The 25,445-nt window shown below is 53.9% G+C and carries 23 protein-coding genes; 10 read left to right on the forward strand and 13 right to left on the reverse strand.

Features of this window, described 5'->3' with window-relative positions; all coding sequences use genetic code 11:
- Window positions 1-19 precede the first annotated feature (19 nt).
- Entirely contained in the window at window positions 20-439 is a 420-nt protein-coding gene (locus BLR09_RS06630; RefSeq protein ID WP_093199351.1) for a c-type cytochrome, read from the forward strand.
- Here the strand turns inward: BLR09_RS06630 and BLR09_RS06635 are convergent, their stop codons facing one another.
- The 4 genes from BLR09_RS06635 to BLR09_RS06650 all read right to left on the reverse strand — a co-directional run bounded on the left by BLR09_RS06635 (window position 440) and on the right by BLR09_RS06650 (window position 6,056).
- Entirely contained in the window at window positions 440-2,029 is a 1,590-nt protein-coding gene (locus tag BLR09_RS06635) for a Na+/H+ antiporter (RefSeq protein WP_218126616.1), read from the reverse strand.
- A gap of 27 nt (window positions 2,030-2,056) precedes the next feature.
- Entirely contained in the window at window positions 2,057-4,180 is a 2,124-nt protein-coding gene (locus BLR09_RS06640) for a prolyl oligopeptidase family serine peptidase (protein WP_093199357.1), read from the reverse strand.
- Between the two features lie 77 nt (window positions 4,181-4,257).
- Complete coding sequence (locus BLR09_RS06645) at window positions 4,258-4,968, reverse strand: LytR/AlgR family response regulator transcription factor (RefSeq protein WP_176785476.1); 711 nt, start codon at window positions 4,966-4,968, stop codon at window positions 4,258-4,260.
- Window positions 4,965-6,056 carry a sensor histidine kinase gene (locus tag BLR09_RS06650; RefSeq protein WP_093199359.1) on the reverse strand — a complete coding sequence of 364 codons (1,092 nt, stop codon included), beginning with the start codon at window positions 6,054-6,056 and terminating at the stop codon, window positions 4,965-4,967. The genes BLR09_RS06645 and BLR09_RS06650 overlap by 4 nt, the downstream gene beginning before the upstream one ends.
- Window positions 6,057-6,308: 252 nt before the next feature.
- Between BLR09_RS06650 and BLR09_RS06655 the strand changes: the two genes are divergently transcribed.
- Window positions 6,309-6,617 (forward strand): hypothetical protein, encoded by a 309-nt coding sequence (locus BLR09_RS06655; RefSeq protein ID WP_143011042.1) that lies wholly within the window; start codon window positions 6,309-6,311, stop codon window positions 6,615-6,617.
- A gap of 54 nt (window positions 6,618-6,671) precedes the next feature.
- On the opposite strand, the gene BLR09_RS06660 is transcribed toward BLR09_RS06655, so the two are convergent.
- Together BLR09_RS06660 and nagB are read right to left on the reverse strand one after the other, a co-directional pair.
- Window positions 6,672-6,941, reverse strand: a complete 270-nt coding sequence (locus BLR09_RS06660) for a hypothetical protein (RefSeq protein WP_093199365.1) — start codon at window positions 6,939-6,941, stop codon at window positions 6,672-6,674.
- 154 nt (window positions 6,942-7,095) lie between these two features.
- Window positions 7,096-9,036 (reverse strand): glucosamine-6-phosphate deaminase, encoded by a 1,941-nt coding sequence (gene nagB / locus BLR09_RS06665; RefSeq protein ID WP_093199367.1) that lies wholly within the window; start codon window positions 9,034-9,036, stop codon window positions 7,096-7,098.
- 264 nt (window positions 9,037-9,300) lie between these two features.
- On the opposite strand from nagB, the gene BLR09_RS06670 reads away from it, so the two are divergent.
- The gene (locus BLR09_RS06670; protein ID WP_093199369.1) at window positions 9,301-10,095 is read left to right on the forward strand and encodes a TIGR02757 family protein; all 795 of its coding nucleotides are present in this window, start codon (window positions 9,301-9,303) and stop codon (window positions 10,093-10,095) included.
- A 3-nt stretch (window positions 10,096-10,098) separates the two neighbouring features.
- Here BLR09_RS06670 and BLR09_RS06675 read toward each other — a convergent pair whose 3' ends face one another.
- The 4 genes from BLR09_RS06675 to BLR09_RS06690 all read right to left on the reverse strand — a co-directional run bounded on the left by BLR09_RS06675 (window position 10,099) and on the right by BLR09_RS06690 (window position 14,122).
- Window positions 10,099-11,562, reverse strand: a complete 1,464-nt coding sequence (locus BLR09_RS06675; RefSeq protein WP_093199372.1) for a tetratricopeptide repeat protein — start codon at window positions 11,560-11,562, stop codon at window positions 10,099-10,101.
- Window positions 11,563-11,638: 76 nt separating this feature from the next.
- Window positions 11,639-12,394, reverse strand: coding sequence for a zinc ribbon domain-containing protein (locus tag BLR09_RS06680; protein ID WP_093199373.1), 756 nt, complete (start codon window positions 12,392-12,394; stop codon window positions 11,639-11,641).
- A 90-nt stretch (window positions 12,395-12,484) separates the two neighbouring features.
- Complete coding sequence (locus BLR09_RS06685) at window positions 12,485-13,585, reverse strand: Nif3-like dinuclear metal center hexameric protein (protein WP_093199375.1); 1,101 nt, start codon at window positions 13,583-13,585, stop codon at window positions 12,485-12,487.
- A 3-nt stretch (window positions 13,586-13,588) separates the two neighbouring features.
- Window positions 13,589-14,122 carry a DinB family protein gene (locus BLR09_RS06690; RefSeq protein ID WP_093199377.1) on the reverse strand — a complete coding sequence of 178 codons (534 nt, stop codon included), beginning with the start codon at window positions 14,120-14,122 and terminating at the stop codon, window positions 13,589-13,591.
- Between the two features lie 542 nt (window positions 14,123-14,664).
- On the opposite strand from BLR09_RS06690, the gene BLR09_RS06695 reads away from it, so the two are divergent.
- Both BLR09_RS06695 and BLR09_RS06700 read left to right on the forward strand, forming a co-directional pair.
- Entirely contained in the window at window positions 14,665-16,023 is a 1,359-nt protein-coding gene (locus BLR09_RS06695; RefSeq protein WP_093199378.1) for a glycoside hydrolase family 88/105 protein, read from the forward strand.
- Window positions 16,024-16,143: 120 nt separating this feature from the next.
- On the forward strand, window positions 16,144-17,022 hold the full coding sequence (locus BLR09_RS06700; RefSeq protein WP_093199380.1) for a ComEA family DNA-binding protein: 879 nt from the start codon (window positions 16,144-16,146) through the stop codon (window positions 17,020-17,022).
- 47 nt (window positions 17,023-17,069) lie between these two features.
- On the opposite strand, the gene BLR09_RS06705 is transcribed toward BLR09_RS06700, so the two are convergent.
- Window positions 17,070-17,792: an LOG family protein gene (locus BLR09_RS06705; RefSeq protein ID WP_093199725.1), complete on the reverse strand. Its 723-nt coding sequence runs from the start codon at window positions 17,790-17,792 to the stop codon at window positions 17,070-17,072.
- A gap of 231 nt (window positions 17,793-18,023) precedes the next feature.
- Between BLR09_RS06705 and rpiB the strand changes: the two genes are divergently transcribed.
- On the forward strand, window positions 18,024-18,452 hold the full coding sequence (gene rpiB, locus BLR09_RS06710) for a ribose 5-phosphate isomerase B (protein WP_093199383.1): 429 nt from the start codon (window positions 18,024-18,026) through the stop codon (window positions 18,450-18,452).
- 52 nt (window positions 18,453-18,504) lie between these two features.
- On the opposite strand, the gene BLR09_RS06715 is transcribed toward rpiB, so the two are convergent.
- Window positions 18,505-19,908, reverse strand: coding sequence for a DUF6427 family protein (locus BLR09_RS06715; protein ID WP_093199387.1), 1,404 nt, complete (start codon window positions 19,906-19,908; stop codon window positions 18,505-18,507).
- 204 nt (window positions 19,909-20,112) lie between these two features.
- Between BLR09_RS06715 and rbfA the strand changes: the two genes are divergently transcribed.
- Entirely contained in the window at window positions 20,113-20,490 is a 378-nt protein-coding gene (rbfA, locus tag BLR09_RS06720) for a 30S ribosome-binding factor RbfA (RefSeq protein ID WP_093199389.1), read from the forward strand.
- 48 nt (window positions 20,491-20,538) lie between these two features.
- Window positions 20,539-21,753, forward strand: coding sequence for an ABC transporter permease (locus tag BLR09_RS06725; RefSeq protein WP_093199392.1), 1,215 nt, complete (start codon window positions 20,539-20,541; stop codon window positions 21,751-21,753).
- 1 nt (window position 21,754) lies between these two features.
- On the opposite strand, the gene BLR09_RS06730 is transcribed toward BLR09_RS06725, so the two are convergent.
- Window positions 21,755-22,510 (reverse strand): biotin--[acetyl-CoA-carboxylase] ligase, encoded by a 756-nt coding sequence (locus BLR09_RS06730; RefSeq protein ID WP_093199394.1) that lies wholly within the window; start codon window positions 22,508-22,510, stop codon window positions 21,755-21,757.
- Window positions 22,511-22,679: 169 nt separating this feature from the next.
- Here BLR09_RS06730 and rsfS point away from each other — a divergent pair, with 169 nt between their 5' ends.
- Both rsfS and ftsH read left to right on the forward strand, forming a co-directional pair.
- Complete coding sequence (rsfS, locus tag BLR09_RS06735; protein ID WP_093199398.1) at window positions 22,680-23,069, forward strand: ribosome silencing factor; 390 nt, start codon at window positions 22,680-22,682, stop codon at window positions 23,067-23,069.
- A 154-nt stretch (window positions 23,070-23,223) separates the two neighbouring features.
- Complete coding sequence (ftsH, locus tag BLR09_RS06740) at window positions 23,224-25,344, forward strand: ATP-dependent zinc metalloprotease FtsH (RefSeq protein WP_093199401.1); 2,121 nt, start codon at window positions 23,224-23,226, stop codon at window positions 25,342-25,344.
- The last annotated feature ends 101 nt before the right edge of the window (window positions 25,345-25,445 follow it).

The following is a 25,445-nucleotide window of genomic DNA, read 5'->3' on the forward strand; positions in this document are numbered from 1 at the left end:
GCGTTTTTCAACGAGCGCCATGAAATTAATTGCTGCCGGCTTTGCCCTGCTACTGGGCATGGGCTTTTTCTCTCCTGATAATCAGACTTCTTTCATACCATCCGGCACAGCAGCTGCCGACTCGGGCAAGCAGTTGTACACGACCTATTGCCTCTCCTGCCACCAGGCAAGCGGCAAAGGCGTTCCGAGTCTGAATCCGCCGCTGGCGGGGTCGAGCTGGGTGACGGGCGACAAACAACGCCTCATTCGTGTCGTATTAAACGGGCTGGAAGGCGAGGATATCGACGGGGAGACATATAACAACGTCATGCCCGGTCATGATTTTCTGACAGACCAGCAACTTTCCGAGGTATTGACCTACATCCGTTCCTCCTTCGGCAACAAAGCCGACGCGGTTACTGCCGCCGAGGTGAAAGCCGTGCGCTCCGCCGGGAAATAGCTATTTGATGATTTCGAGCTGGAGTCGGGTTTCCTCGATATCCAGCTCCCATTCTATCTTCCGCAGGACTTCTTCGCTCGCCTGCCCCTGTTTGTGGAGCTGTTTGATCAGTTCCCGCTCTACTTCAATCAGCTCGAGCTGCACATGTGACAACCGGTTGAATACCGCCAGCGCCGGATTGGTATCTTTTTCCTGCGGATTACGTAGCGGTAATTCTGTGTGTTGTAGTCGCTCGAACCGGTTCTGGTAGTTGGTACGGACGGTATCTTTCGTTGCTTCGTCCAGATCAAGTAGTTTTTCTTCTATATGGACCATCGCTGCGCCGAGCACTTTGGTGCGGACTTCGTATTCTTCTGCGAGAATGGAGTGCTTTGGTAATTTCAGCTTGCGGATAACCGCCGGAAGCGTCAGGCCCTGGGCTACAAGCGTCACGATAATCACGCAAAACGTCAGGAAAATGATCAGGTTACGGTTCGGAAACGTCTCGCCCGACGGCAACGTCAGCGGAATCGAAAGGGCAATTGCCATCGACACGACTCCCCGCATACCCGACCAGCCGAATATGATCAGATTTCGCCGATCGTATTCTTCCCGCGTACGAATCTTCGACGATAACCACCTCGGAATCAGCGCAGCCGGGAATACCCAGATGAAGCGTACGGCAATCACCACCAGGCTGACCAGCAAACCATAACCCAGCAACGTCGGAATACCAACCGAACCGACCGATTCCAGGTCCGGGATAACCATTTTCATCTGTAGGCCTAATAAGATGAAGATCAGACCATTCAGAATAAAAATAACGACTTCCCAAACCGAATTCGCCTGAATCCGCGACTCTGTCGTAAACATATCCGCCGAACGGAAAGACAGATACAGGCCCGTCGTCACGACCGACAATACCCCCGACGCGTGAAAATGCTCCGCAATCAGGTAGGAGGCGTACGGCGTCAGAAACGTCAGCGTAACTTCCACCAGCGGCTCGCAGATGAAATTCTTGTGAATCAGGTACAACACATACCCGACGGCCATCCCGACCCCCACTCCTACGACCACTACTTCCAAAAACTGAAAACCGGCTTCCCACAGCTCAAACGACCCCGTCAGAATAGCCGCCAGGGCATATTTGTAAACGATCAGGCCGCTGGCATCGTTGACCAGGCTTTCCCCTTCCAGAATGGAAATCAGCCGCGGGTGAATCCCGAGACCTTTCGTGACCGACGTAGCCGCAACGGCATCCGGCGGGGAAACAATCGCTCCCAGCAGAAACGCTTCCGCCCAGGTAATCCCCGGAATAAAGGTATGCGCCGCCCAACCGACACAAAGGGTTGTAAAAATCACCAGCCCTACGGCCGCCAGGGTAATCGACCGGATATTGGTCTTGAACTCGTGCCAGCTCGCCTTCCACGCCGCTTCATACAGCAAAGGCGGCAGGAAGACGAAAAAGACTACTTCCGGCTTCAGAATTACGACGGGCAGGTTGGGAATCAGGCTGATAACCAACCCCACCAGTACCAGCGCGATCGGAAACGGAAAGCGGGTACGGTTACTGAGCACCGCCAGGAACGTCACTCCGAATAGGAGCAACACAATGATCTCTATGTTTTCCACCTGTATTTATTGGGGCGTAAAGCCGATGTTGTAAAAGAAGAAGGCCCATTTGTCGGCCTGTTCGTCGATAATCTTGGAAGTCGGTTTTCCGGCTCCGTGGCCTGCAGAAGTCTCGATCCGGATCAGTACCGGATTCGATCCTTTGTGAACGCGCTGCAACTCCGCCGCAAACTTGAAGCTATGCGCCGGAACGACGCGGTCGTCGTGATCGGCTGTGGTAATCAGCGTAGCCGGGTAGGAAGTACCCTCCTTCAGCCGATGCAGGGGCGAATACCCGTAGAGATTGGCAAAACTCTCTTTCGACTGCTCGCTTGAACCATACTCGACTACCCAGCCCCAACCCACAGTAAACTTATGGAACCGTAACATATCAAGTACGCCCACAGCCGGAAAAGCAACCTTCATCAGATCAGGGCGTTGCGTCATGACAGCGCCGACCAGCAGGCCGCCGTTTGATCCGCCGGAAATCGCCAGCCGGTCTCTGGAGGTATACTTTTCCTTTTCGAGGTATTCGGCGACAGCAATAAAATCATCAAATACATTTTGCTTTTTTCCCAACATACCAGCTTTGTGCCACTCTTCGCCGTACTCGCCCCCGCCCCGGAGGTTTGCCTGGGCATAGATACCGCCGTTTTCGAGGAGTATCAGGTTGCTGGTACTGAACGCCGGCGTCAGGCTGATGTTGAATCCGCCATAGGCATAGAGAAGCGTCGGCGCGGTTCCATCCAGTTTCAGGCCTTTTTTATAGGTCAGGAAGACGGGTACTTTCGTGCCGTCTTTGGAGGGAACAAATACCTGTTTGGTTTCGTAGGCGGCAGGATCAAACTTGACTTCCGGACTTCTGAACAGCGTTGATTTTCCGGAAGCGATGTCATACCGGAAAATCGCGGAAGGGTAAACGAAAGACGTAAACGAGTAAAACAACTGCTTGTCATCCCGGTTGCCGCCCCACCCCGCCGAAGTACCCAGGCCGGGGAGTTCAATTTTCCGTTCCTGTTTCCCCGATGCAAAGTCGTATTGAAAAACCTGGGTCGTCACGTCTTTCAGGTAGGTGGCGAATACCTTACCGCCTGCCGTACCTGTTCCCTCAAGTTTTTCGGGTTTTTCGGGGACAAAGTCCGTCATCGCGCCCGTTTTCGGGTCTGCAAGCGATAATTTATAGTTCGGAGCGCCCTGGTTGTGGTGAACGAGCAGTTTTCCCTCCCGGTTATCCACCACCGAGTAGTTGTGTTTGAAGCCTTCGAAGACGCGCGTGAAGGTCTTGTCGCCCGAGGCCAGGTCCTTTACCCAGATTTCGGTGCCGTCGGTCCCTTCTGAGCTGTTGATAATCAGAAAACGTTCGTCTTCCGTCGTCTGCGCAAAGAAATACCGGAGGGGATGGGCTTTGTCTTCAAACACCAGCTCATCCGCCGATTGAGGCGTACCCAGGACGTGGTAATAAATTTTATGGAAGCGGTTCGCAGCAGAAAGCTCCTGCCCTTTGCCGGGCTCATCATACCGGCTGTAGTAAAACCCGTTTTTATGCCAGGCCGCGCCGGAAAACTTCAGCCATTTCAGGTTGTCAGACAGTTTTTTCCGGGTCGCGACTTCCATCACCTCCATCTCCTGCCAGTCGGAACCGGCCCGGTTTACGCCGATTGCGGCATAGCGGTGATCATTGGAAAAACCGGAAAATCCCGCTGTTACTGTACCGTCTTTCGACAGTCCGTTCGGATCAAGAAATACCTCGGGTTTTCCATCTAAGCCTTTTTGAAAATAGATAACGGCCTGATTCTGAAGACCATCATTCTTGCTGAAGAAATAGTACTCGCCAATCCGGAACGGAGACCCGTACTTGGGATAATTCCATATTTCTTCGAGGCGCTTCCGGATCTGATCCCGGAACGGAATACGGGATAAATAACCCTGGGTTACTTTGTTTTCTTCCGTTACCCAGGCTTTGGTAGCGGCGGAGGTATCGTTTTCCAGCCAGCGGTATGGGTCCGGGACTTTCGTCCCGAAATACTCGTCAGCCACAGTCGTATCGCGGTACGTCTGCGGATAGGTAATCGGTTCATTCATAGAGGATTTCTTTTCCTGGCAGGCAACGAGGCCTATCAACGCCATAGCAGGTAGCAGGCAGCGATTCATCAGTGGATAGATTGTAAGACGGAAACCTGTTTTCTACCGAAAATTAGGGGTTTCCGGACAATCTCCAACAGTCGCAGCTAGATCCCTGCCAATGCGCGGGCCACTTCTTTCTGGAACAACCGGCCAACCGGCAACTCGGTTCCGCTTATTTCCAGGTGCGTTGGCGTATAGGCCGTTACTTTGTCGATCGCTACGATAAACGACCGGTGAATGCGGATAAACTGGCGGCCCGGGAGGGTACTTTCCAGTGAACTGATGGCCTGTTTGACGACAATCGGCTTCCCCTGTACCAGCACAATCCGGACATAGTCTTTCAGGCTTTCGATATAGAGAATATCCCGGACGAATACCTTGACCATGCGTCGGTCGGCCCGGAAATACAGAAAAGCATCCGAAACCGGCTGCTCGCGTTCGGGTGCAGGAGGCGGAACCGGCGTGTCGACCACCTTCGCGATCGCCTTCAGAAAACGGTCAAAGGCAATGGGTTTGAGGAGGTAGTCGACGACGTTGAGGTCAAACCCGTCGAGCGCATACTCCCGGTGAGCGGTCGTAAAGATGACTTTCGGCGGCTGCGGCAGGCTGCGGAGAAAATCGGTTCCCAGCAGTTTGGGCATTTGAATATCGAGAAACAGCAGGTCTACCTGCCGGTTCTGCAGAAAACGGAAGGCTTCAACGGCGTTGGCGCATTTTCCGACGATTTCGAAACCGTCAATTCCGTCGAGATATGATTCTATTACGTCCAGGGCCGGGGGCTCGTCGTCCACCAGCAGGCAACGGATGGGTATCATGCTAACCGAAGGGTCATGGCTACAAGAAAAGTTTCCTCTTCCCGGATCATTTTCAGTTCATAGGCGCCGGGATAGAGCAGGTCCAGCCGCTTCCGGACGTTGACGAGTCCGATACCTCCCGGGGACTGCGCCGCATAGGTCGGATCGTGACTGTTGATCAGACGGAAGTTCAGCGTTTTTTCTTCCACGGCCAGGTCAAGGCTGATCCATGCCTGGTCCAGTTGCTGGCTGGTTCCGTGCTTGAACGCGTTTTCCACGAATGGAACCAGCAGCAGCGGCGCGATGAAACAGTCCCCGAAGTTACCGGAAAAGGTTTGAGAAACATCCAGCCGGCGGCCGTACCGAAGCTGCTCCAGCTCTACATAATCTTTCAGGAAAGCCACTTCTTTCTCCAGAAGAACCGTCGGCGCATTGCATTCATACAGGATGTAACGCAGCAGAGAAGACAGTTTGAGTACCACTTGCGGCGATTCCGGCGAGCTTTTCAGCGTCAGTGAATACAGGTTATTGAGGGTATTAAAAAGGAAATGCGGGTGAATCTGGGATTTAAGCAGTTGCAGCTCAGCACTGAGCTTCTCCTGCTGAATGGACGCCGTGAGTTCCTGCTGGCGAAACAGGTTCTTCATGATGACAATCGCTGCCAGAAAACCGCCGACCGTCATACCACCCCGCACACCCGCCAGCATGCCATACCACAGATTACCCGAGCGGGCCGGAAATCCGATGGTGAGCCGGAACGGCCGCGCAAATACCTGACCTACGCAAAAGGCACAAAAGGCCTGCAACACCATGATAAACAGAAACCCGACCACAAACCACCCGAACTGCCGCGTATAAAAAAACCTGGGAATGAGCCAGTAAGCCAGCAGATAGGCAAAAACAGCGTGCGAAAAGACGGTGAAAAGCAGGGTTTCGAAGAGCGTGACAGTGACGACATCACCCCAGCTTCCGTCTCCCGAGCGCGCGTTGACCGGCAGGTAGATCAGGACAGAGAAAATAATCCATCCCAGCCAGAAAATCCCGTGGCGCCACAGGCGAATCCGCGGATTCCTCGAAAAGATAAAATCATAACTGAAGATACGAACCATCCGGAGGGGCCATTTTCCGCCTAAAAGTACCAAAAACGGGTACGAATGTTTGCGGAAAGAACGGTTTTGTCGACTAACGGTATGCGATCGTCGCCGAACAGCTTTTTCCGCCGACGAATGCCGCTGACAACGAAAGCAGGCACGTGTATCGATGCGCGACTCCTGCCTGGCGAATTTCCCGTAAAAGCCTGGTTAACAGAAGTATGTTTACACCGGCGTCAGACAAAAGGCGCCAAAAACTTCTTACAAGCCATGAAAAATTTAGTCGTCGTCGTACTTCTGCTTGCCGGCATTCAGACCGGGGCAGCCGCCCAGTCTTCCCGCCCGTCGGGATACTGGGTCACCGAAAGCAATCCGGGGCAGAAAACTGCTACCACCGTCCGCTTCTACACGGAAGAACATCTGCTGATTTACGAAGAGAAAGTAGACAAAGTCCGGCTCAATATCGAGCGCAAGCGCGTCGTCAAGCGGCTGAACAAGGCGCTCCGGCTCGCGCTGAACGACTGGACGATGAAAAAACAACAAAATGAGCCGCACTATGTAGCGGCCCTGTTCAAGTAGTTAATTTCCTCATCATAAGTCCAAACGGCCCCGTTTCTGACGGGGCTGTTTTGTTCAGGAGGAAACCTTCCGGCGGGTTTCTCTCCGGCTCGCCGAAGCGGTCAGAAAGAATGTTGTGTAGCAATGCCGGCAGCGGTAATACTTTTCGGGCAGGAAAGGCACCAACTTCTTGACGAATGCCGGTCGGCCGATACGTTCAAGGTGAATAGATGTCGCACATTTCTTGCACTCATGGCTGCTCTGCACCCGGGAAACAGCCCAGATCACGAGGCAGACATAAGCAAAAGCAAGCGCAACTCCGAGAATAATAAATATACCAGTCATAAAGCAGGGTAAATACGTTCTGTTGGCGTAACAAGCGGATCGTTGACGTACATACGTGATTGCCTGCATGAAAGTTGCCGGAATCGGATAAAATCAATAAAAAACGCGACGAAATCCCGAAGGACCCCGTCGCGTCATTCCGTCAGAGACAAAATTAATACTTCCAGCGCACAAATGCTTCCATCGCTTCGTATTCGGCAAGACCCAGCTTGTTGTACAGGTCGGCCGTTGCCTGGTTCCGTTCTTCCGCGCGTTGCCAGAACTCCCGGGAGTCGGTTCCCTGGTACACCACGCCGTCTTTTTGAGACTGGTGTTTGAAGATTCCCTGACGCTTTTTCATTACCTGATCCGGCGACATCGGAACCGCCATTTCGATCAGGTCAATCGCCCATTCATCCCAGGCGCCCTTGTAGAGCCATACCCAGCATTCTTTCATGAAATCTTCGTTTTTCAGACGACGAACGGCTTCCATCACGGCATCAAGGCAAACCTTGTGCGTTCCGTGCGGATCGGCGAGATCGCCGGCGGCATAGATCTGGTGCGGCTTGATTTCGCGGATCAGGTCCATCGTAATCTGAATATCTTCTTCGCCGAGAGGCTTCTTCGCTACTTTACCGGTTTCGTAGAACGGCATGTTCATGAAGTGCGCATTAGCGACACCGTTGCCGACAAACCGGCAGGTAGCCTTTGCTTCACCTCTCCGGATGATCCCTTTTACCTGACGTACTTCGGGGGTATCCATGTCGGAATCCTTTTTGGTACGGAGGAAATCGGCTGCTTCGCGGAAGATCCGCTCCGCGTCCGGGCTGTCGATACCGAAATTCTGGTTGTAATCGACCACGAAGTCGATGAAACGCAGGGCTTCGTCGTCCGCCACGGCAATGTTTCCGGAGGTCTGATAGCCTACGTGGACATCGTGTCCCTGGTCTACCAGACGCTGGAAAGTACCGCCCATGGAGATAATGTCATCGTCCGGGTGCGGGCTGAAAATCAGGCAGCGTTTGTGAGCCGGCTCGGCACGTTCCGGGCGATTGGTATCGTCCGAATTGGGCTTTCCGCCCGGCCAGCCGGTAATGGTATGCTGAAGCTGGTTGAATACGTCGATGTTCAGGTCGTACGCCTGCCCTACCTGCGCGAGCAGGTCCGAGAGACCGTTATCGTTGTAATCCCGGTTGGTCAGCTTGAGGATCGGCTTATTGAGCGACAGGGCCAGGCTGGTCACTGCCTTCTTGATCATCGTGCGGTCCCAGACCACTTCTTCCACGAGCCAGGGTGTTTTCCGGCGGGTAAGCTCGGAAGCAGCCGATTCGTCGAGAACGAACTGAACATTGGCATGTCCCTGGAGGTAGGTAGCCGGTACGCGGTCGGTCACCGGACCTTCAATCGCTTCGTGGATGATTTTGGCTTTATGTTCGCCCCATGCCAGCAGAACAACCCGCTTGGCTTTCATCACCTGATTGATGCCCAGGGTAATGGCTTTTTTGGGAACGTTTGCCAGGCCGCCGAAATCCAGCGCCGCGTCGATCCGCGTGGTCAAATCCAGCGTCATCAGGCGGGTTTTTGAATTCACGTGCGAGCCGGGTTCGTTGAAACCGATGTGTCCGTTCCGTCCGATCCCGAGGAGCTGGAAGTCCAGGCCGCCGAGTTCGTCGATCCGCTGCTCATACTCCTGGCAGAACGCCGCTACCTGGGAAGGAGCCAGCGTGCCGTCAGGCAGGAAGTAATTCGCTTTCGGAATATCAATATGATCGAACAGTTGTTCCTTCATGAAGCGCATATAGCTTTGCAGCGCATCAGGCTTCATCGGGTAGTATTCGTCAAGATTGAAGGAAATCACGTTGTAGAAACTGAGCCGCTCTTCCCGGTGAATGCGAATCAGCTCCGCGTAAACTTTCTTGGGCGAGGAGCCGGTCGCCAAACCCAGTACCGCCGGTTTCCCCTGCAGCTGTTTCGACCGGATAATTTCTGCAATTTCCCGGGCTACTGCTGCCGAGGCTTCGTTGGAATCGGCGTAGATCTGCGTCGGAATCCGTTCGAAGGCGATTGGTTGATTCAGCGTAGGAGCCGCTAACAATGTATCCGTTTCGGAGAGCATGTCTTTGAATGTAGGCTTAGTTTAACAATGCAAAAGTAGAAGTTTTCCAGCACAAGAACTGGCAAGAAACACAACAAATGCGATATTTTTTAAAAAAATTTATTAACTTATTTTTGCGCAAAACCCTGCAATGGAGTCCCCAAAAATGATTCTGCTGTGTGTGCAAACGATTTAACGGCTCCGAAAATGCGTTTTTATGCCGGAATAGATACCTGTCGACCCATCCGATCCGACTACTCCTCCGGCCATTTTATTTCTGATACGATGACGTCTCCTGCTTCCGCTTCCGGCTGGCTCTTCGAATTACTCGAATCCAAGATCTCCCAATACAACCAACCCGGCTTCATTCCCCATGATCCCGTGAGTATCCCGCACCTTTTTACCCGGCAGCAGGATATTGAAATCATGGGCTTCTGGGCGGCCGTTCTGGCCTGGGGACAGCGCAAGACCATCATTGCCAAATGCCATGAACTGATCCGGTTGATGGACGGCGCGCCCTATGATTTTGTCCGAAACCACCAGCCGTCAGATCTCAAGCCATTTCTGTCCTTCAAACACAGGACGTTCAACGATACCGACACCCTGTATTTTCTGCATTTCTTTCAGCATTTCTACCGCGAACATGCGTCGCTGGAAGAAGCTTTTGTACCCGACGGCGACTTCCACCTGCATACGCTGACGGCAGAACGGGCCCTGGTCCGTTTCCATGAAGTTTTTTTCAGCCTTGAAGACGCTCCCGCCCGCACGCGCAAGCACATCGCCACACCCGCCCGCAAATCTTCCTGCAAGCGGCTGAATATGTTCCTGCGCTGGATGGTCCGGAAAGACGACGCCGGCGTGGATTTCGGTATCTGGAACCGGCTGAAGATGGCAGAGCTGGTCTGTCCCTGCGACGTACACGTCGAACGCGTCGCACGGAAACTCGGCCTCCTCCACCGGCCGCAAACCGACTGGCTCGCGGCGATGGAACTGACGGAAAACCTGCGGCAGTTTGACCCCGCCGATCCGGTCAAATATGACTTTGCCCTTTTCGGCCTCGGCGTGGAAGGAGAAATGTAGGAATCAGAAGCCCATTTCGTTCAGAGCCGCTTTGGCTTTCCCGTCGACCGAATTTTTGTATTCGTGTTTTTTATACGTAATGGCTTTCTCGAAATACTGGCGGGCATGGGCCTTGTCGTTCCGGGCCTGGTAAAGATAGCCGAGCTGAAGGCAGGAAGACGGCGCAAAATGCCAGTGCTGGCCCTCTCCGAGCTGAATAGCCCGTTCGTAGGCTGCGATGGCCTCCGGCACCTCGTCTGTCCGGTGGTAGATGCGGCCTTTGCGGTAGTTGTATTCGGCCTTTTCTTCCGGTTCTGTGAAAGATGCTTCGGTATAGGGCTTCAATAAGGCCAGTGCCGGTTCATAGTACCCCCCGTCGCTGGCAAAGCGGCTCCGGAGCAGTACTTTCCGCGTCGGGCTCAGGGATTTATAGGGTTTCGAAACCGCTTTTAACGCGGCTTTGTCGGCTTCGACCGACTCCTCCCCGATCGTTTTTACACGGTCATAGGCAGCGCGGGCATGCGCTTCATCCCCGAGAAATTCATAGCAGAGATACTGCCGGTAGTACGTGTCTTTGAGAAAATTACCGGAGGTATGTACTTTCAGAAACTGCTGGTAGGCATTCAGGGCCGCCTGATACTGGCCTTTCTGAACGAGAATTTCGGCTTTGTGGTAGTCGAAAAACGGGATAGTCAGGTATTCCGGCGACGAAGGGTGATTCTGGGCGATGGCCAGCGCCGCATCTCCATACCCTTCTTTCATCAGCAGGGAATTGCCAAAAAACTGAATGAGGAGGTTATCGGCGTGTGTACTAACAAACTTCTGAAAATCAGTCATTTCACGGCCGTTCATTTTCAGAACATACCCTTGCATGAGGTATTCCATCAGCTGCGCTTCATCCCGGAACAGGGCTTCTTTCGCCGCTACCTGCCGCAACTCGCCCAGGCCCTGCTGGATATTCCCGCGAAGCCCCAGTAGCTTGGTCACCCAGCGGTAATTTTCCGGCGCCGATCCGATCAGGATATGCATCATCCCCAGCGCTTTGTGGTTATAGGTAAAGCCCGGAAATTTTTTTGCGTTTTCTTCCAGCAGCTTGTAGGCTTTGATTACGTCCCAGGCGCCGGGTACTTCCTTCCCGAATTTGATCTTGATAAATGCCCAGTGGAGCTTGATCTCAGCCCGCAGGCATCGGTTCCACGGAGAATCTTCATCCATATCCTCCAGCTGATCGAGCCGCTCCTCTCCTTTTTTCTGAATGGCTTCGTAGCTGCGGCGGTCTTCCGTCAGCAGCAGGTACAGCATATCTGCATAGTCGTCGAGGTAGTTCGCTACACCGTTCCGGCCGAGTTCCGGGGCCAGCAGTTGCTTGCCTTTGTTCAGGCGCAGGCGGATGATTTCGCCGTAGGCCTGCTGCATACGGGGCGTCCATTCAAAATCAGCCGCGAAGGTGGTGAGCGGCAATAGCCAGAGAAGGAGGATTTTTTTCATCGGGGGAGAAGGAAAAAAGAAAACCCGCCGGAAATCCGACGGGTCTGTTCAATCTGATTGGTGTCACTCTACTTTCTTACCGCCGGGCAGTAGTAGCAACCGTCACGGGAGCATCCTCCACGTCAGCCAGAATACGGCCGCAGTGTTCACAGATGATGATCTTTTTCTTCTCACGGATATCTGCCTGGCGCTGGGGAGGCACCACGTTGAAGCAACCGCTGCAGGCGGCGCGACGAACCGTTACCACGGCGAGACCATTGGAAGAATTGCCACGGATGCGCTCGTAAGCGATGCGCAGGCGCTCTTCTACCTTCAGGGCCTGCTTTTCGCGGGCGTCGATGAGTTTTTTCTCATCTTCCTGGCTCTCACCCATGATGACGTCGAGCTCTTTCCGCTTGGCGTCGAGATCTTTCCGGCGCTCTTCGAGCAGCTGGAGGGTATGCTTGATTTCTTCTTCTTTCAGGCGAACCTTCTCGCTTGCCTCGGCCGTACGCTTGTCCGCCAGCTTCATTTCCAGTTCCTGGAATTCGATTTCCTTGTTGATGGCGTCGAATTCGCGGTTGTTCCGGACGTTATTCTGCTGCTCTTTGTACTTGGCAATCAGCTTTTCAGCATCACGCTTGGCCTGGCGATACCCGTGGATTTCAGAATCCAGGGTGTCGATTGTATCCCGATGACGCTTGATACGGGTCTCGAACCCGACGATGTCGTCCTCAAGATCCCGAACTTCTTCGGGCAAATCCCCGCGGATCTTTTTGATTTCATCCAGCTGGGAATCTATGGCTTGTAATTGGAGGAGAAAATCGAGTTTTTGAGCTACCGTTGCTTCCATGTATGTGGAGTTTCTTATTTTCAGTCCCAAGCCCGGAATGTGCCCTCAGCCGCCGGGAACCGGCTTTTCTGCTTCACACTCTGACACCGGCTATGCGTAGTACCGAACCGGGTTCGTTTGAACTTTGGACAAAAGTGTCGCAAAATTAGGGAATTTTTTCTTCAGAATCTCTTCCAGGAGTTCTTTCGTGAAAACTTCGCTTTCGTAATGGCCGATGTCACAGATCATTAAACGCCCTTCGGCGTCAAAAAACTCGTGATATTTGAAATCCGCAGTGACGAAAACGTCCGCTCCCTGCCGCAGCGCATTTCCCAGCAGGAAGCTCCCGGAACCGCCGCAGATAGCCACCCGGCGTACTTCTTTGCCGGTAAAAGGCGTATGGCGGATGACGTTCAGCCCCATCCGTTCCTTCAGACAGGCCAGCCAGGCTGCTTCGCTCATCGGCTCCGGCAGTTCGGCAATGGCGCCTGATCCTACCTCCTGGTGCTCGTTCTCCAACAGGTGCAGGTAATGCGCGATTTCTTCATAGGGGTGCGCCTCCCGCAGCGCCCGGAGTACCTTCCCTTCGAGGTGCGCCGGAAAAATCACTTCTACCCGGTGCTCGGGTACTTCCTCGGCCCGGCCCGCCTGACCGATAAACGGCTGCGCGGAATCCGACGGCGTAAACGTACCGGTGCCGGCAGAGCGGAAGGAGCAATTCCGGTACTCGCCGATCTGCCCGGCGCCCGCAGCAAACAGGGCGTCGAGTACTGCCTGACTATGCGTTTCGGGGACAAATACCGTGAGCTTTTCGAGCAGTTGTCTTTTGGGAGATAATATCCGGATATTCTCCAGGCCCAGTTTCTCCGCGATTTTCCAGTTAACTCCTCCCTTTACTGCATCCAGGTTGGTGTGAATGGCATAGAGGGCGATGTCCTGCCTGATTGCTGCCAGAACGGTGCGCTCGACGTAGTTTTTGCCGTTAAGCTTCTTCAATCCCCGGAAAACAATCGGATGGTGCGCAATAATGAGGTTGCAGCCCAGTTCGGCGGCTTCGCGGACGACGTCCTCGGTGCAGTCCAGCGTCAGTAATGCTTTCGTCACCACGGTCGACGGGTCTCCGACGATCAACCCCGCATTGTCATAGCTTTCCTGATAGGCCGGCGGCGCCAGTTGCTCCAGATAGCCGGTCACTTCCTGTATGGTCAGCATAGGTTATGAAAACTGGTAACGCTCCGCCATAATCGCCAGGTGGTGCTTCTCATGGCCGGAAAGAATGTAAATAAATGCCCGTGCCGACAGGGCGCTTCCATTCGCGGACCCAACGCGGGACAACTCCTTATCCGTCAGCATCCGGAAAAGAACCAGGCTCGCAGCACGTGTGGCCTGGTAATAAGCCAGAAGATCTTCCAGCGGAACGGCCGAAAAGTCCGCCGCTTCCATATAGGCATTTTCATCAAAACCAGGCAGGTTCTGCGCTTCTCCCCGCGCAATACACAGCGCCCGGTAGGCAAAAATCCGCTCGGTATCGACCATATGTCCCAGCAGCTCGCGCAGCGTCCATTTACCTTCTGCGTACCGGTAGTCGGCCCGTTCAGGCTGATTCTGATACCGGCGGAGAAGATCTTCGGACTGCGTTTCGAGTTGACGGAGGATCTCTTCTTCACCGGTCAACCCGATATACCGGGCAAAAAAGGATTCTGCGGGGTAGTCGACGCCGGGGACGGGCCTTTCAATACGTTTGCTCATACCTGCAAATGTAAAAAATCAACCCCATTCCCGCCGGAACGCTGGTTTTTTCTTCCCAAGGCTGCCGGATCCTTCGCCATTTTACCCCTTTTGGTTCTCCTTTTCCGGCAAAAAACGGCGGCGAACGGTCTGAAAATTTTGGCAAAACGGAATTCCGGCAAAATCCGGCGTGACAAAAAACCGGCATTTTGTTCCAATCAGGGGCCGAATCTCTCTGATCACCGAAAATTACCGACAAACGCCCCTCTGGCGCTATAATTTTGAACCACAATCAGCCGGACAAGTGGCGGCTTGAAAGGCTGATGCACAGAATACCAGAGATTAGTCCATGGCGGTGGAGCTGATCTCACTAAGTTGAACCCCTCTCTTCCCTTGGATGAGAGGGGTTTCTTTTTTCTGATCTTCCCGCCTTGACCCGCTGCATAGGGGCTGCCCCTTTCTCCCCCGTCTTTTAGTCAGATCGTCTCCGGAAACAGGGTATTCCTCTGTGACAGAAATACCTTCCACTTGATTGATTATCACCGTTTTACTACCTGATACACATGACTTCTTTCCATCGTCTGGCAGGATTGACCGCGCTGGTAGCCGTCAGTTTCTGCCACCCTTCGGCGGGCCAGCGAAACGAGACAAAGGCCACGGATTCGGACACGCCGCTCCACCTCCTGCAGCCTGACTATCCTGTACCGTATGGCAAGGTTTCTCCTGAGAAAACGACCGAGCTGCTTCAGCGCATTCATCGCTACCTCGATCAGGTCACGCCGCCCCAGCTGATCGACAAACGTACCGGCGCGGCTATTACTGACTTCAGCAAGGCAGACGAAAACGCCGTCTTCGCCAAAAGCGACTTCCGGCTCAACAGCTACGAATGGGGCGTAACCTACGCCGCGATGTTGCTGGCTTCGGAAGCAACGGGCGATCCCCGGTACAAAAAATATACGGACGACCGCCTCGGGTTCCTCGCTCAGGTAGCGGCACCGGCGCTGAAGTCGCCGGGTGGCCCGCTTCCCGGCGCAATGAAATCGTACCTGAAACCGCATGCGCTCGACGACGGCGGAGCGCTCACCGCCGCCATGATCAAAACGCTCCGTGCCGGAAACTCCGCGCCGCTGCGCCCGCTGATCGATCATTTTCTCGATTACATCCGGACAAAAGAATACAAACTCGCCGACGGGACGCTTGCCCGGAACCGGCCCCAGCCGAATACCCTCTGGCTCGACGACCTGTTTATGGGCGTTCCTGCCCTCGCCCAGATGGGAAAACTTACCGGAGATTCGAAGTATTACGATGAAGCCTGCAAGCAAGTCTTACAATTCTCCGAGCGTATGTTCGACAAACAAAAAGGACTGTACCTGCACGGGTGGGTAGAAGGCATGTCGGTGCATCCGGTCTTTCACTGGGGCCGCGCCAACGGCTGGGCGTTGCTGACGAAAGTGGAACTGCTTGACGTATTGCCTGAAAACCACCCGCAGCGCGCGCGCATCCTCTCCTTACTCCGGGCGCATATCCAGGGATTGACGGCAGTTCAGTCGGGATCCGGATTCTGGCATCAGCTACTCGACCGCAACGATTCCTACCTTGAGACGTCGGCTACCGCGATCTATGCCTATGGTATCGCACGGGCGATCAACAACGGCTGGATCGACGGGAAGGCTCACGCGCCGGCCTGTCTGCTCGCCTGGAACGCTGTCACGACCAAAATCACCGAAAAAGGCCAGGTAGAAGGTACCTGCGTCGGTACGGGCATGGGCTTTGATCCCGCTTTCTATTACCACAGGCCCATCAGTCCGTTCGCTGCGCACGGCTATGGCCCGGTATTACTCGCCGGCGCGGAAGTACTCCGTTTGCTCAATAAGCATGCCTTCGAAATCAACGACAGTTCCGTTCAGATGACTTCCAGGTAACATTTTCTGCCCCTGAACCGGCGGCCGTTTTCCGTCGGTTCAGGTCCATTGAGCGAGCGGTACCCAACCCGAAGCTGGGCAGAGCGAAATTTGCCGAGTATTCGTTTCCGACTCGCAGTTATGAAGTTTATCCAGACGCTGAAAAACTATTTCGGCTTTTCCACCTCCGAATCCAGAGGGTTTGTGGTACTCGTCACGCTCCTGATTCTGTTTCTGGCATTTCCGTTTTTATTCGATCTTTACCCGGACTCCATCGCGGACACCCGGCAGCGGGATCAAAAGACGCTTGACACGCTCCTCGCTCGCATGGAGGTGAAAAACAGGTCTGCCAGCAGCCGGCACGAAGAGTACGAAGAACGCCCCCGGCAGCAGAAAGGGCGCCTTGTCCCGTTTGACCCGAACCGGATCACCGGAAAGCAGTGGGAAGACCTGGGCGTGCCGCACTGGCTGGCCGAGCGCATCCTGAAGTACCGGGCTCATGGCGGTGTATTCCGCGAAAAGGAGGACTTGAAGCGTATCTATGATTTTCCGGAGGAAACGTACCTCCGCCTGGAGCCGTTTATCGGCTTACATGAAACGCCCACTTCCGGGAAACAAACCTCCTTTGCGCCCGTCGATCTCAATGAGGCAGATACGCTGGCACTGCAAAAACTGCCGGGCATCGGCCCGAAACTCGCCGGCCGGATTATCAAATTCCGGGAATCCCTCGGCGGCTTTCACTCTCCGGTGCAGTTGTACGAGGTATGGGGACTGGATTCGATGCTGGTGAAGCAATTACAGGCACAGGTAACGGTGACCGGACAGGACCGGCTCCGGAAAATTCCGATCAACGAAGTCGCCTATCTCAAACATCCGTATGTGCGGCCGTCGATTGCACGGGCTATTCTTTCCTACCGGGAGCAGCACGGGCCCTTTCAATCGGTTGAAGACCTGAAGAATATACGGCTTCTGGACGAAGAAACCCGGCTCAAACTGGAACCATACCTGGCCTTCCGGTAACAAAAAAAGGAGGCTTCTCAGCCTCCTTTCCCATTTGCCTATGCCCATCAGAAGTTGGGTTTCAGCAGGTATTTTGAGTAAAACCGCTCGATGACTTCCACGGCTTCGTCCGCCGTATCAACAAGACTAATCAGGTTCAGGTCGTTCGGATTGATGTAATGGGCATCGTCACACATGGTATTCCGGATCCACTCGATCAGCCCCGACCAATAGGATTTACCTACCAGCACGATCGGGAAACGCCCTATCTTCTGGGTTTGGATCAGCGTCAGCGATTCAAACAGTTCATCCATCGTTCCGAAACCACCGGGCAGTACGATGAATCCCTGGGCATACTTCACAAACATGACCTTCCGCACAAAGAAGAAATCGAAATTGATATTCTTATCGGGGTCAATGTAAATGTTCGGGTACTGCTCGTGGGGCAGCTTGATATTCAGACCGACAGACTTACCGCCATTCTGTTTGGCGCCTTTGTTACCGGCTTCCATGATACCCGGTCCACCGCCCGTAATAACACCGTAACCGTATTTCACCAGTTTCGCGGCGATCTCCTCCGCCATTTTGTAGTGTGCGTGGTCAGGTTTCGTCCGCGCAGAGCCAAAAATGGAGACGCACGGCCCTATTTTCGCCATTCGGTCGAAGCCCTCTACAAACTCGGCCATTACCTTGAATACGACCCATGAGTCGGCGCTCTTGATTTCGGCCCAGTCTTTATTTTCGAACGCTTCGCGAATCCGGGCTTCGTCTTCCTGGACGGCCGGGTTCATGAGCGATACATCGGTAAGCGGACGAATATTTTCTTGAGATTGCGGGACAGGGGGGAGTCCCGTCGGCTTGATTCCTTTGTCAGACATACTTGTATTCGGTTTACTGGAACAATTCCCGCTCCTTGCAAAGGTTTTGAGAGAAGGCCCGTATTTTTGCAAATCGGGAAAGACTAGAACGCTTTCGCGAGCCGAAATGTTGCAGTTTTTACGTAAACTTTCCAAGTATATCCGATGAAAATCGCCGTAGGATCCGACCATGCAGGGTTCGAATACAAAAAACGCCTGGCCGACTTTCTAAGCCAGGCCGGACACGAAGTCATTGATTTCGGGGCTTATTCCACTGATTCTGCGGACTATCCCGATTTTGCTCACCCGGTCGCTTCTGCCGTTGAAACCGGCGAAGCGGAATTCGGCGTCCTCTGCTGCGGTAGCGGCCAGGGCGTGACGATTACGGCCAATAAGCACCAGGGCGCCCGCGCGGCCCTGATCTGGCAGCGGGACCTGGCCGAGCTGGCGCGTCAGCACAACAACGCCAACATCATCTGCATCCCCGCCCGGTTTATCGCCTATGAACTGGCGCAAACCTGCGTGGAGACGTTCCTGGCTACCCGCTTTGACGGCGGCCGCCATGCGCTGCGCGTTGCCAAAATGGGTTGCTGATGCTGAATCAATTGCATTAAAAAAGGAGTGGCCGAAACCACTCCTTTTTCTGTTATACCTTTCTGAAAATACCCTTGCCGATCTCCTGATACTTCCGGCCAAGCGCTGGTATGCGTTTAAATAGCTTGGGAACGAGGTTTTGCCGGTCGATGATGTACTCCGGTAAGTCCTGCTCAAAATTGCGGAGAATATTGATCACGTTTCCGTAACGATCCAGGTTTTCCAGGTCGTACCGGGCCAGGTTCCAGTTCAGGTACGGCGTTGCCGGGTAGTTGTCGAGGTACTCTCCCATCGACGCGCCTACTACGAGTACCCGCTTTTCCCTGATTTCTGCCGGAAGCTGTACGGGTTTGACAGTCAGTCCCTCCAGTTTGACGACGGAATTGGAAAAAGCCGGCATCAATGTCAGGTAAAAAATCAGTCCGGAGCCGATCGCATAAATCATCAGGGAAACTTCCTGAATCCACCGCTTCCGGGAATACAACTCGAAGAAATACGCTCCGAAAAAAGCAAGCGCCGGGCTGAACAGTACAAACTGCATCGGCGCCAGGAAAGTCATCAACCCGATCGACAACAGCGCCGCTCCAACATACAACGCCATGACCTGCTGCACGCGCGACTGGAAATTGGTATACCGTCCGTACTTAATCAGCTTGAGAAAACCAAGTACGGCAAACAGGGCGGGAAGCAGCAGTACGGCGATCAGCGTTTGGAAATCATTCAGATCGTATTGCCGTATCTGGAAAATCATCGCCAGGAAATTCCGGCTGAACGCTTCGTATCGTCCATCCAAAAAGAAATACAGGTTGGCAATGATAATCGGAAACAGAAACCCGAGGATATTCATCACGTGCTGCCGGAAGCTGGCCCCGCTATACAGCAGCAACGCCAGTACTGCCCAGAGAATGAAGCAGATACACGGCGGATAAAACAGGGTTGCAATGCCAATGTAAAAGCCTACTTCCAGCAATTCATCCTTCATACCTTCGCGGTCGAGCTGTTTGAGCAGCGTACCGAGCGCCAGCAGCAGGAAGGTCGTCGCCATCAACGCCGGCGAAAGCGTCGTGCAGTCAAACGACAGGTTGAGCACAATCAAGTAGATAAATCCGGGAATATAGTTCCGCTCGGCATAGACATTCTGCCGGCTCATGATCACGTTGAAATACAGGATCTGAAACGCAGCGACGCCGTATGCGAGCAAATGGTAGGCGCTACCGGACCGTCCGAATATCCAGTGAATGGCGGAATAGGTGGCCGCCGACAGCGGCGCCGTGCTGTCCCAGATGCCGTCATACAACCCGAAGCCCTTGCTGAGCTGTTCGCCGAGCAGCATCCATTGCAGTTCGGGAATAAGCAGAGGCGTATTGCCGGTCAGTACAGGAATACGGACCAGAAAAAGAATCACCAGCAGAACGAGCAGCTGGTAGGCTGCGTTGACCCGGAAAAAACTAAGCAATGTCGTCCTCGATTCGCCGGAAACGGGTCGGAAGAAAGCGGCAGCTTCCCCCGGCCGGCCGGTCCGTTTAGCACACGTTGAGAAATCAAAATTAGCCAGACAAAACCGAATCGCCCGCAAACTGCCTTAACTTGACAGGGAAAATTCGGATATTTGCCTGCCGATCGTTGGAGAGCCGGGGTTTTCCCCAGAGATGTTTTAATTATGGAATCGAAAAGACAACAAAAATTTGCCCGCCAGATCCAGAAAGACCTGGGAGAAATCTTCCAGAAGGAGATGCGGAGCAACTTCGGCGAGGCGTTCATTACGGTGACCGACGTCAAGGTCAGTCCGGATCTGGGTATCGCCCGGGCGTACCTGAGTTTCCTGCTCGTAGATAACAAGCAGGCGCTTCTCACCCAGATACAGGAAAAGACCAAGGCCATCCGGCAGATTCTGGCCAATAAAATCCGGAATCAGGTACGGATTATTCCGGAATTGCAGTTTTTCATCGACGATACCTCGGAGTACGCTGCGAAGATGGACGCCCTGTTTGCGGGGCTGGTCATTCCGCCCGCCGAGCCGGAAGACAAAAACGAATAGTCTCCCGCCCGGAACCTCGACCGTTCCGGGCTTCTTTTTTCAAGACGCATGACGCTGCCACTGCTTATCGCGCGCCGGTATTTCCTTTCCCGCAAAAAGACATCCTTCATCAATATCATCGCCCTGATTTCCATGCTGGGCGTCTGCGTGGGGACAATGGCCCTGGTGATCGTTCTGTCTGTTTTCAACGGCCTGGAAGATTTTAACCGCTCGCTTTTTAAAACCTTTGACGCTGACCTGCGGATTACTCCGGTAAAGGGAAAGACCTTCGCCGTCACCGCTGCTCTGCTTTCTTCCGTTCAAAAAACGGCCGGTGTTGCGTCGGTTACACAGGTGTATGAAGATCAGGCGCTGGTACGGTATGCCAACGACCGCTCGGCCGTGGTGACCATCAAAGCGATGGACGATAACCTCCGCTCCCGCCCCGAGATCGATACGGCGCTGGTAGCCGGCCGGATGGAATTGCAGCATGGCGCGGTGAACTATGCCGTTCTGGGTTATGGTGTAGCGCGAACCGTCGGTATCAATCCGGAAGACCCCGTGACGCCCCTCGAAATCTGGTATCCCCGGCGCGGTGTTCAATTAGCCAACGCGACACAGGACGCGTTTAATCAGGCTACTATCCAGCCGGGCGGCGTGTTCAGTATTGAGCAGAGTTTCGACGATCATTATGTTTTCGTACCCCTGCGTTTCGCCGAGTCGCTTTTTGATACAGGCAACCGGCGCTCGGCGCTGGAGGTACAGGTGCGAAACGGCACGGACGTCGAAACGGTGCAATCCCGGCTCCGGGATCAACTGGGCGAAACGTTTCGGGTACAGAATCAGGACGAGCAGCATGCCGGCCTGTTCCGTGCCATTCAGATCGAAAAACTATTTGTTTTCGTGACGTTGATTTTCATCGTCGCCATTGCGTCCTTCAATATCTTCTTTTCGCTGACGATGCTCACGATTGAGAAAAAGGAAGACGTAGCCACGCTTTTTGCCATGGGGGCCTGGCCCGGACTAATCCGCCGGATTTTCCTGGCGGAAGGCGCGCTGGTCGCATTTTCCGGCGCATTTGTCGGACTGATCGCCGGCGTAGCCATCTGCTGGCTGCAGCAGCAGTATGGCATGGTGAAGATGAACCTGGCGGACTCTCTTGTTGATGCCTATCCGGTCCGGATGAAAGTATCTGATCTTGCAGGCGTTGTCACGGCCCTGATTCTCATCACATTAGCTGCGTCCTGGATTCCGGCCAGCCGGGCAGCCCGCCAGGCCGACTGAATCAGACGATGACGAAGGATACCTCCTTGATTCCGTAATACGTCACCGAGTTGTCTTCTTTTTGAATAGCCAGGCGTCCGTTGTCGGCGATGCCGGCGATCATGCCGTTGAAAACATGCCCACTTTCATCCCGGAACGGGTGCCATTCCTGATACCGGAAGAGCCGGTTCAGGTAGCTCCGCTTCTGTCCGGCGTCTCCGCCGTTACGCAGCTGCAGGTAGCGACCCTCCAGGTGCATGCAGAGGTTATGGAGCATAGGCTCCAGGAGGTATTCTTTTCCGGTGACGGTCCGGACCGACGAGGCTGTCGGCGGAAGGCCTGCCAATTGATTGATATTCAATCCTATACCAACAACGGCGCTTGCCATATAGGCGCCGGAAAGGGTATTTTCGATGAGGATACCGCCCAGTTTGCGGTCGCCGAAATACAGGTCGTTCGGCCATTTCACTGAAATGCCTTCCGGCAGGTAGCCCGACAGGAAATCGGCCACCGCCAGTGACACCGCAATACTCAGGCGAAACTGGTCTTCCACGCGCAGAAAAGACGGGCGGAGAACGACCGACACCGTCAGATTTTCACCGGGATGTGTTTCCCAGCGGTTGCCCCGCTGCCCGCGCCCGGCGGTCTGGTCATCCGTGATTACAACGACCCCTTCTTCACCCAGATAGTCTGCCGCTACATCGTTGGTAGAGTGACAAGATGGCAGGTATATTATTTTTTGACCGATAAATACGGTCTCCGGATAGGATTTGTACAATTATTTTTAGTTTTAGGGAGCAAAGTTGCGAAACTAACGTTACCATAAGTGTGGTCCGAAGTGAAAGCAGGAATTTTCCGCGAACTTCGCATCCGAAATTACTCTTCGATTCATCATGCCGGGTCTGGGATCGGAAGCCCCCGGCCGCTGATGTAACTTTCATGTACGAATGATTAAAACCGCTCGCGTAAAGCAAAATGACATCCCGGCAGACGAAATCTGCCAACTTGTGGTGAAGGGCATGCAGGAGAAAAAAGCCCAAAACATCGTTGTTCTGAATCTCAAAGGCGTCAAAAACGCCATCGCTGATTACTTTGTCATCTGTTCAGGGAAATCGGATACGCAGATTGATGCGATCGCCGATTCCGTTGACGAGGAAGTCTTCAAGGAAACGCAGGTCAATCCGTGGCATCGGGAGGGTAAAAACCAGAAGGAATGGGTCCTGATCGATTACGTAGACGTTGTGGCACATGTCTTTAAGCAGGAAAGAAGAGATTTCTACCGGCTTGAGGAATTGTGGGGCGACGCGGAGTTTACGTATATCGAAGACGAAGCCTGAGCCATTCACCCCGATTTTTTAGCCATTCGACCCAAGCTAAATCATCTTACGAAACCATTCATTCAATATTTGGCTTTACCTGCCACTACACACCGGTTGGTAAGCCCGGCTTCTTCTTCCCGGAGACCGGCAAGCCAAGCAAGAAAGACAAAAAATGGCTGAAGAAACGTCGAATAAACCCAAATTACCCAAGCCCCCCAGACGCCCCGGTTTTCAGGGCTGGCTGGTGGCCGGCCTGGTGATTGCGATCATCGCCATCATGGTGGTCAGTAAGAGCAGTGCCGTTCAGAAAATCAAGTCGAAGCAATTCTTCGAAATGGCGGCCAAGAAGGAGATTGCGCAGACGGTCGTGGTCAACGACAAACTTGTTGAAGTCACGCTTACCCGGGAAGCCCTTCAGAAACCTGAATACCGGGGTCTGACGAGCGACCGCCCGTATTTTTCGGTAACAACGGGTCCGCATTTCGCCTTCCCGATTCCGTCGACCGAGATTTTCAACGAAGATGTCAAAGAGTTTAACAAGGCTCACCCAGAGGCGCAGATCGACTACTCGGTCGACGAACGTACCGGGCTGCTGGAATTCTTCTCCGGATGGGGCTTTCTCATCCTGATCGTCATCACGATGTACTTCATGATGAGCCGGATGGCTGGCGGCGCCGGTCCCGGCGGTCAGATTTTCAACATCGGCCGTTCCCGCGCTACCCTGTTTGATGCCGAAAACAAAGTCAAAATTACGTTTGACGACGTAGCCGGCCTTGACGAAGCGAAGGAAGAAATCAAGGAAATCGTCGAATTTCTCAAGCAACCGAAGAAGTTTACCGATCTCGGCGGCAAGATTCCGAAAGGCGCTCTCCTCATCGGCCCTCCGGGTACGGGTAAAACCCTCCTGGCCAAGGCCGTTGCCGGCGAAGCAGGCGTTCCGTTCTTCTCGCTGTCCGGTTCCGATTTCGTGGAAATGTTCGTAGGGGTAGGCGCCGCGCGCGTCCGTGACCTCTTCAAGCAAGCGAAGGAAAAAGCCCCCTGTATCATCTTTATCGATGAAATTGACGCTGTCGGCCGCTCACGCGGACGAGGAGCGATGCCGGGAGCGAACGACGAACGCGAAAACACGCTTAACTCCCTGCTGGTGGAGATGGACGGTTTCGCAACGGACTCTGGTATTATCATCCTCGCGGCCACCAATCGCCCCGACGTACTGGACTCTGCATTGATGCGCCCGGGACGTTTTGACCGTCAGATTTCGATTGACAAGCCCGACATCATCGGCCGTGAAGCCATCTTCAAGGTACACATGTCGAACCTGAAGCTCGCTCCGGACGTGGAAGCCAAGAAACTCGCTGCCCAAACCCCCGGGTTCGCCGGCGCCGAGATCATGAACGTCTGCAACGAAGCGGCGCTTATTGCCGCCCGGAAAAACAAGCATGCCATTGACATGCAGGATTTCCAGGATGCGATGGACCGGGTAATCGGCGGGATGGAGAAGAAGAACAAAATCATCTCTCCGCACGAAAAGAAAATTGTAGCCTACCACGAAGCAGGTCACGCTGTAGCCGGCTGGTTCCTCGAACACGCCGATCCGCTGGTAAAGGTTACAATCGTACCCCGCGGCGTAGCGGCTCTGGGATATGCCCAATACCTGCCGAAGGAGCAGTTCCTGTACCGTACCGAACAACTCATGGACGAAATGTGCATGACGCTTGGTGGCCGGGCAGCGGAAGAAGTCGTCTTCGGAAAGATTTCTACCGGTGCCCTGAGCGACCTGGAACGGGTAACGAAGCTGGCCTACTCCATCGTGACAGTCTACGGGATGAACGAAAAGCTCGGAAACGTCTCGTTTTATGACTCCAAAGGCGGAAACGAATACAGCTTTAACAAGCCGTATTCCGAAGAAACCTCCCGGATCATCGACGAAGAAGTTCGCAGTTTGATCGACCAGGCTTATGTACGAACAAAGGCTCTTTTGACCGAAAAGCTGGCATCGCTCGAAATCATCGCGCAGCAGTTGCTCAAAAAAGAGGTACTGTTCCAGTCTGATCTGGAAGAACTGATCGGCAAGCGGCCGTTTGAGCAGGAAACGTCTTATCAGGCATACATGAATGCCAAAAACGGCAAGGAATCGGCTCCGGAAACACCTGAAATCGTTCCTCCGGTAAGCGATAAAACAGACGCCACGGCAGTCGCCCAGGCGGTTATTACGGAAACCGTTGTTGCACAGGCGGAAGCGCCTGCTGCGGACGAAGATCTCTCCGCTCCGAAGCAAAGCACAGCCGAGTAAGCGGCCTTACTGAATACAAAAAAACTCCGGTCAGCCGACCGGAGTTTTTTTGTTTCCGCCTCTCCTATCCGGCCCCACACCGCGTTATGGCCCAAACCTTC

The organism is Siphonobacter aquaeclarae, assembly GCF_900103285.1.
Lineage (GTDB): Bacteria > Bacteroidota > Bacteroidia > Cytophagales > Spirosomataceae > Siphonobacter > Siphonobacter aquaeclarae.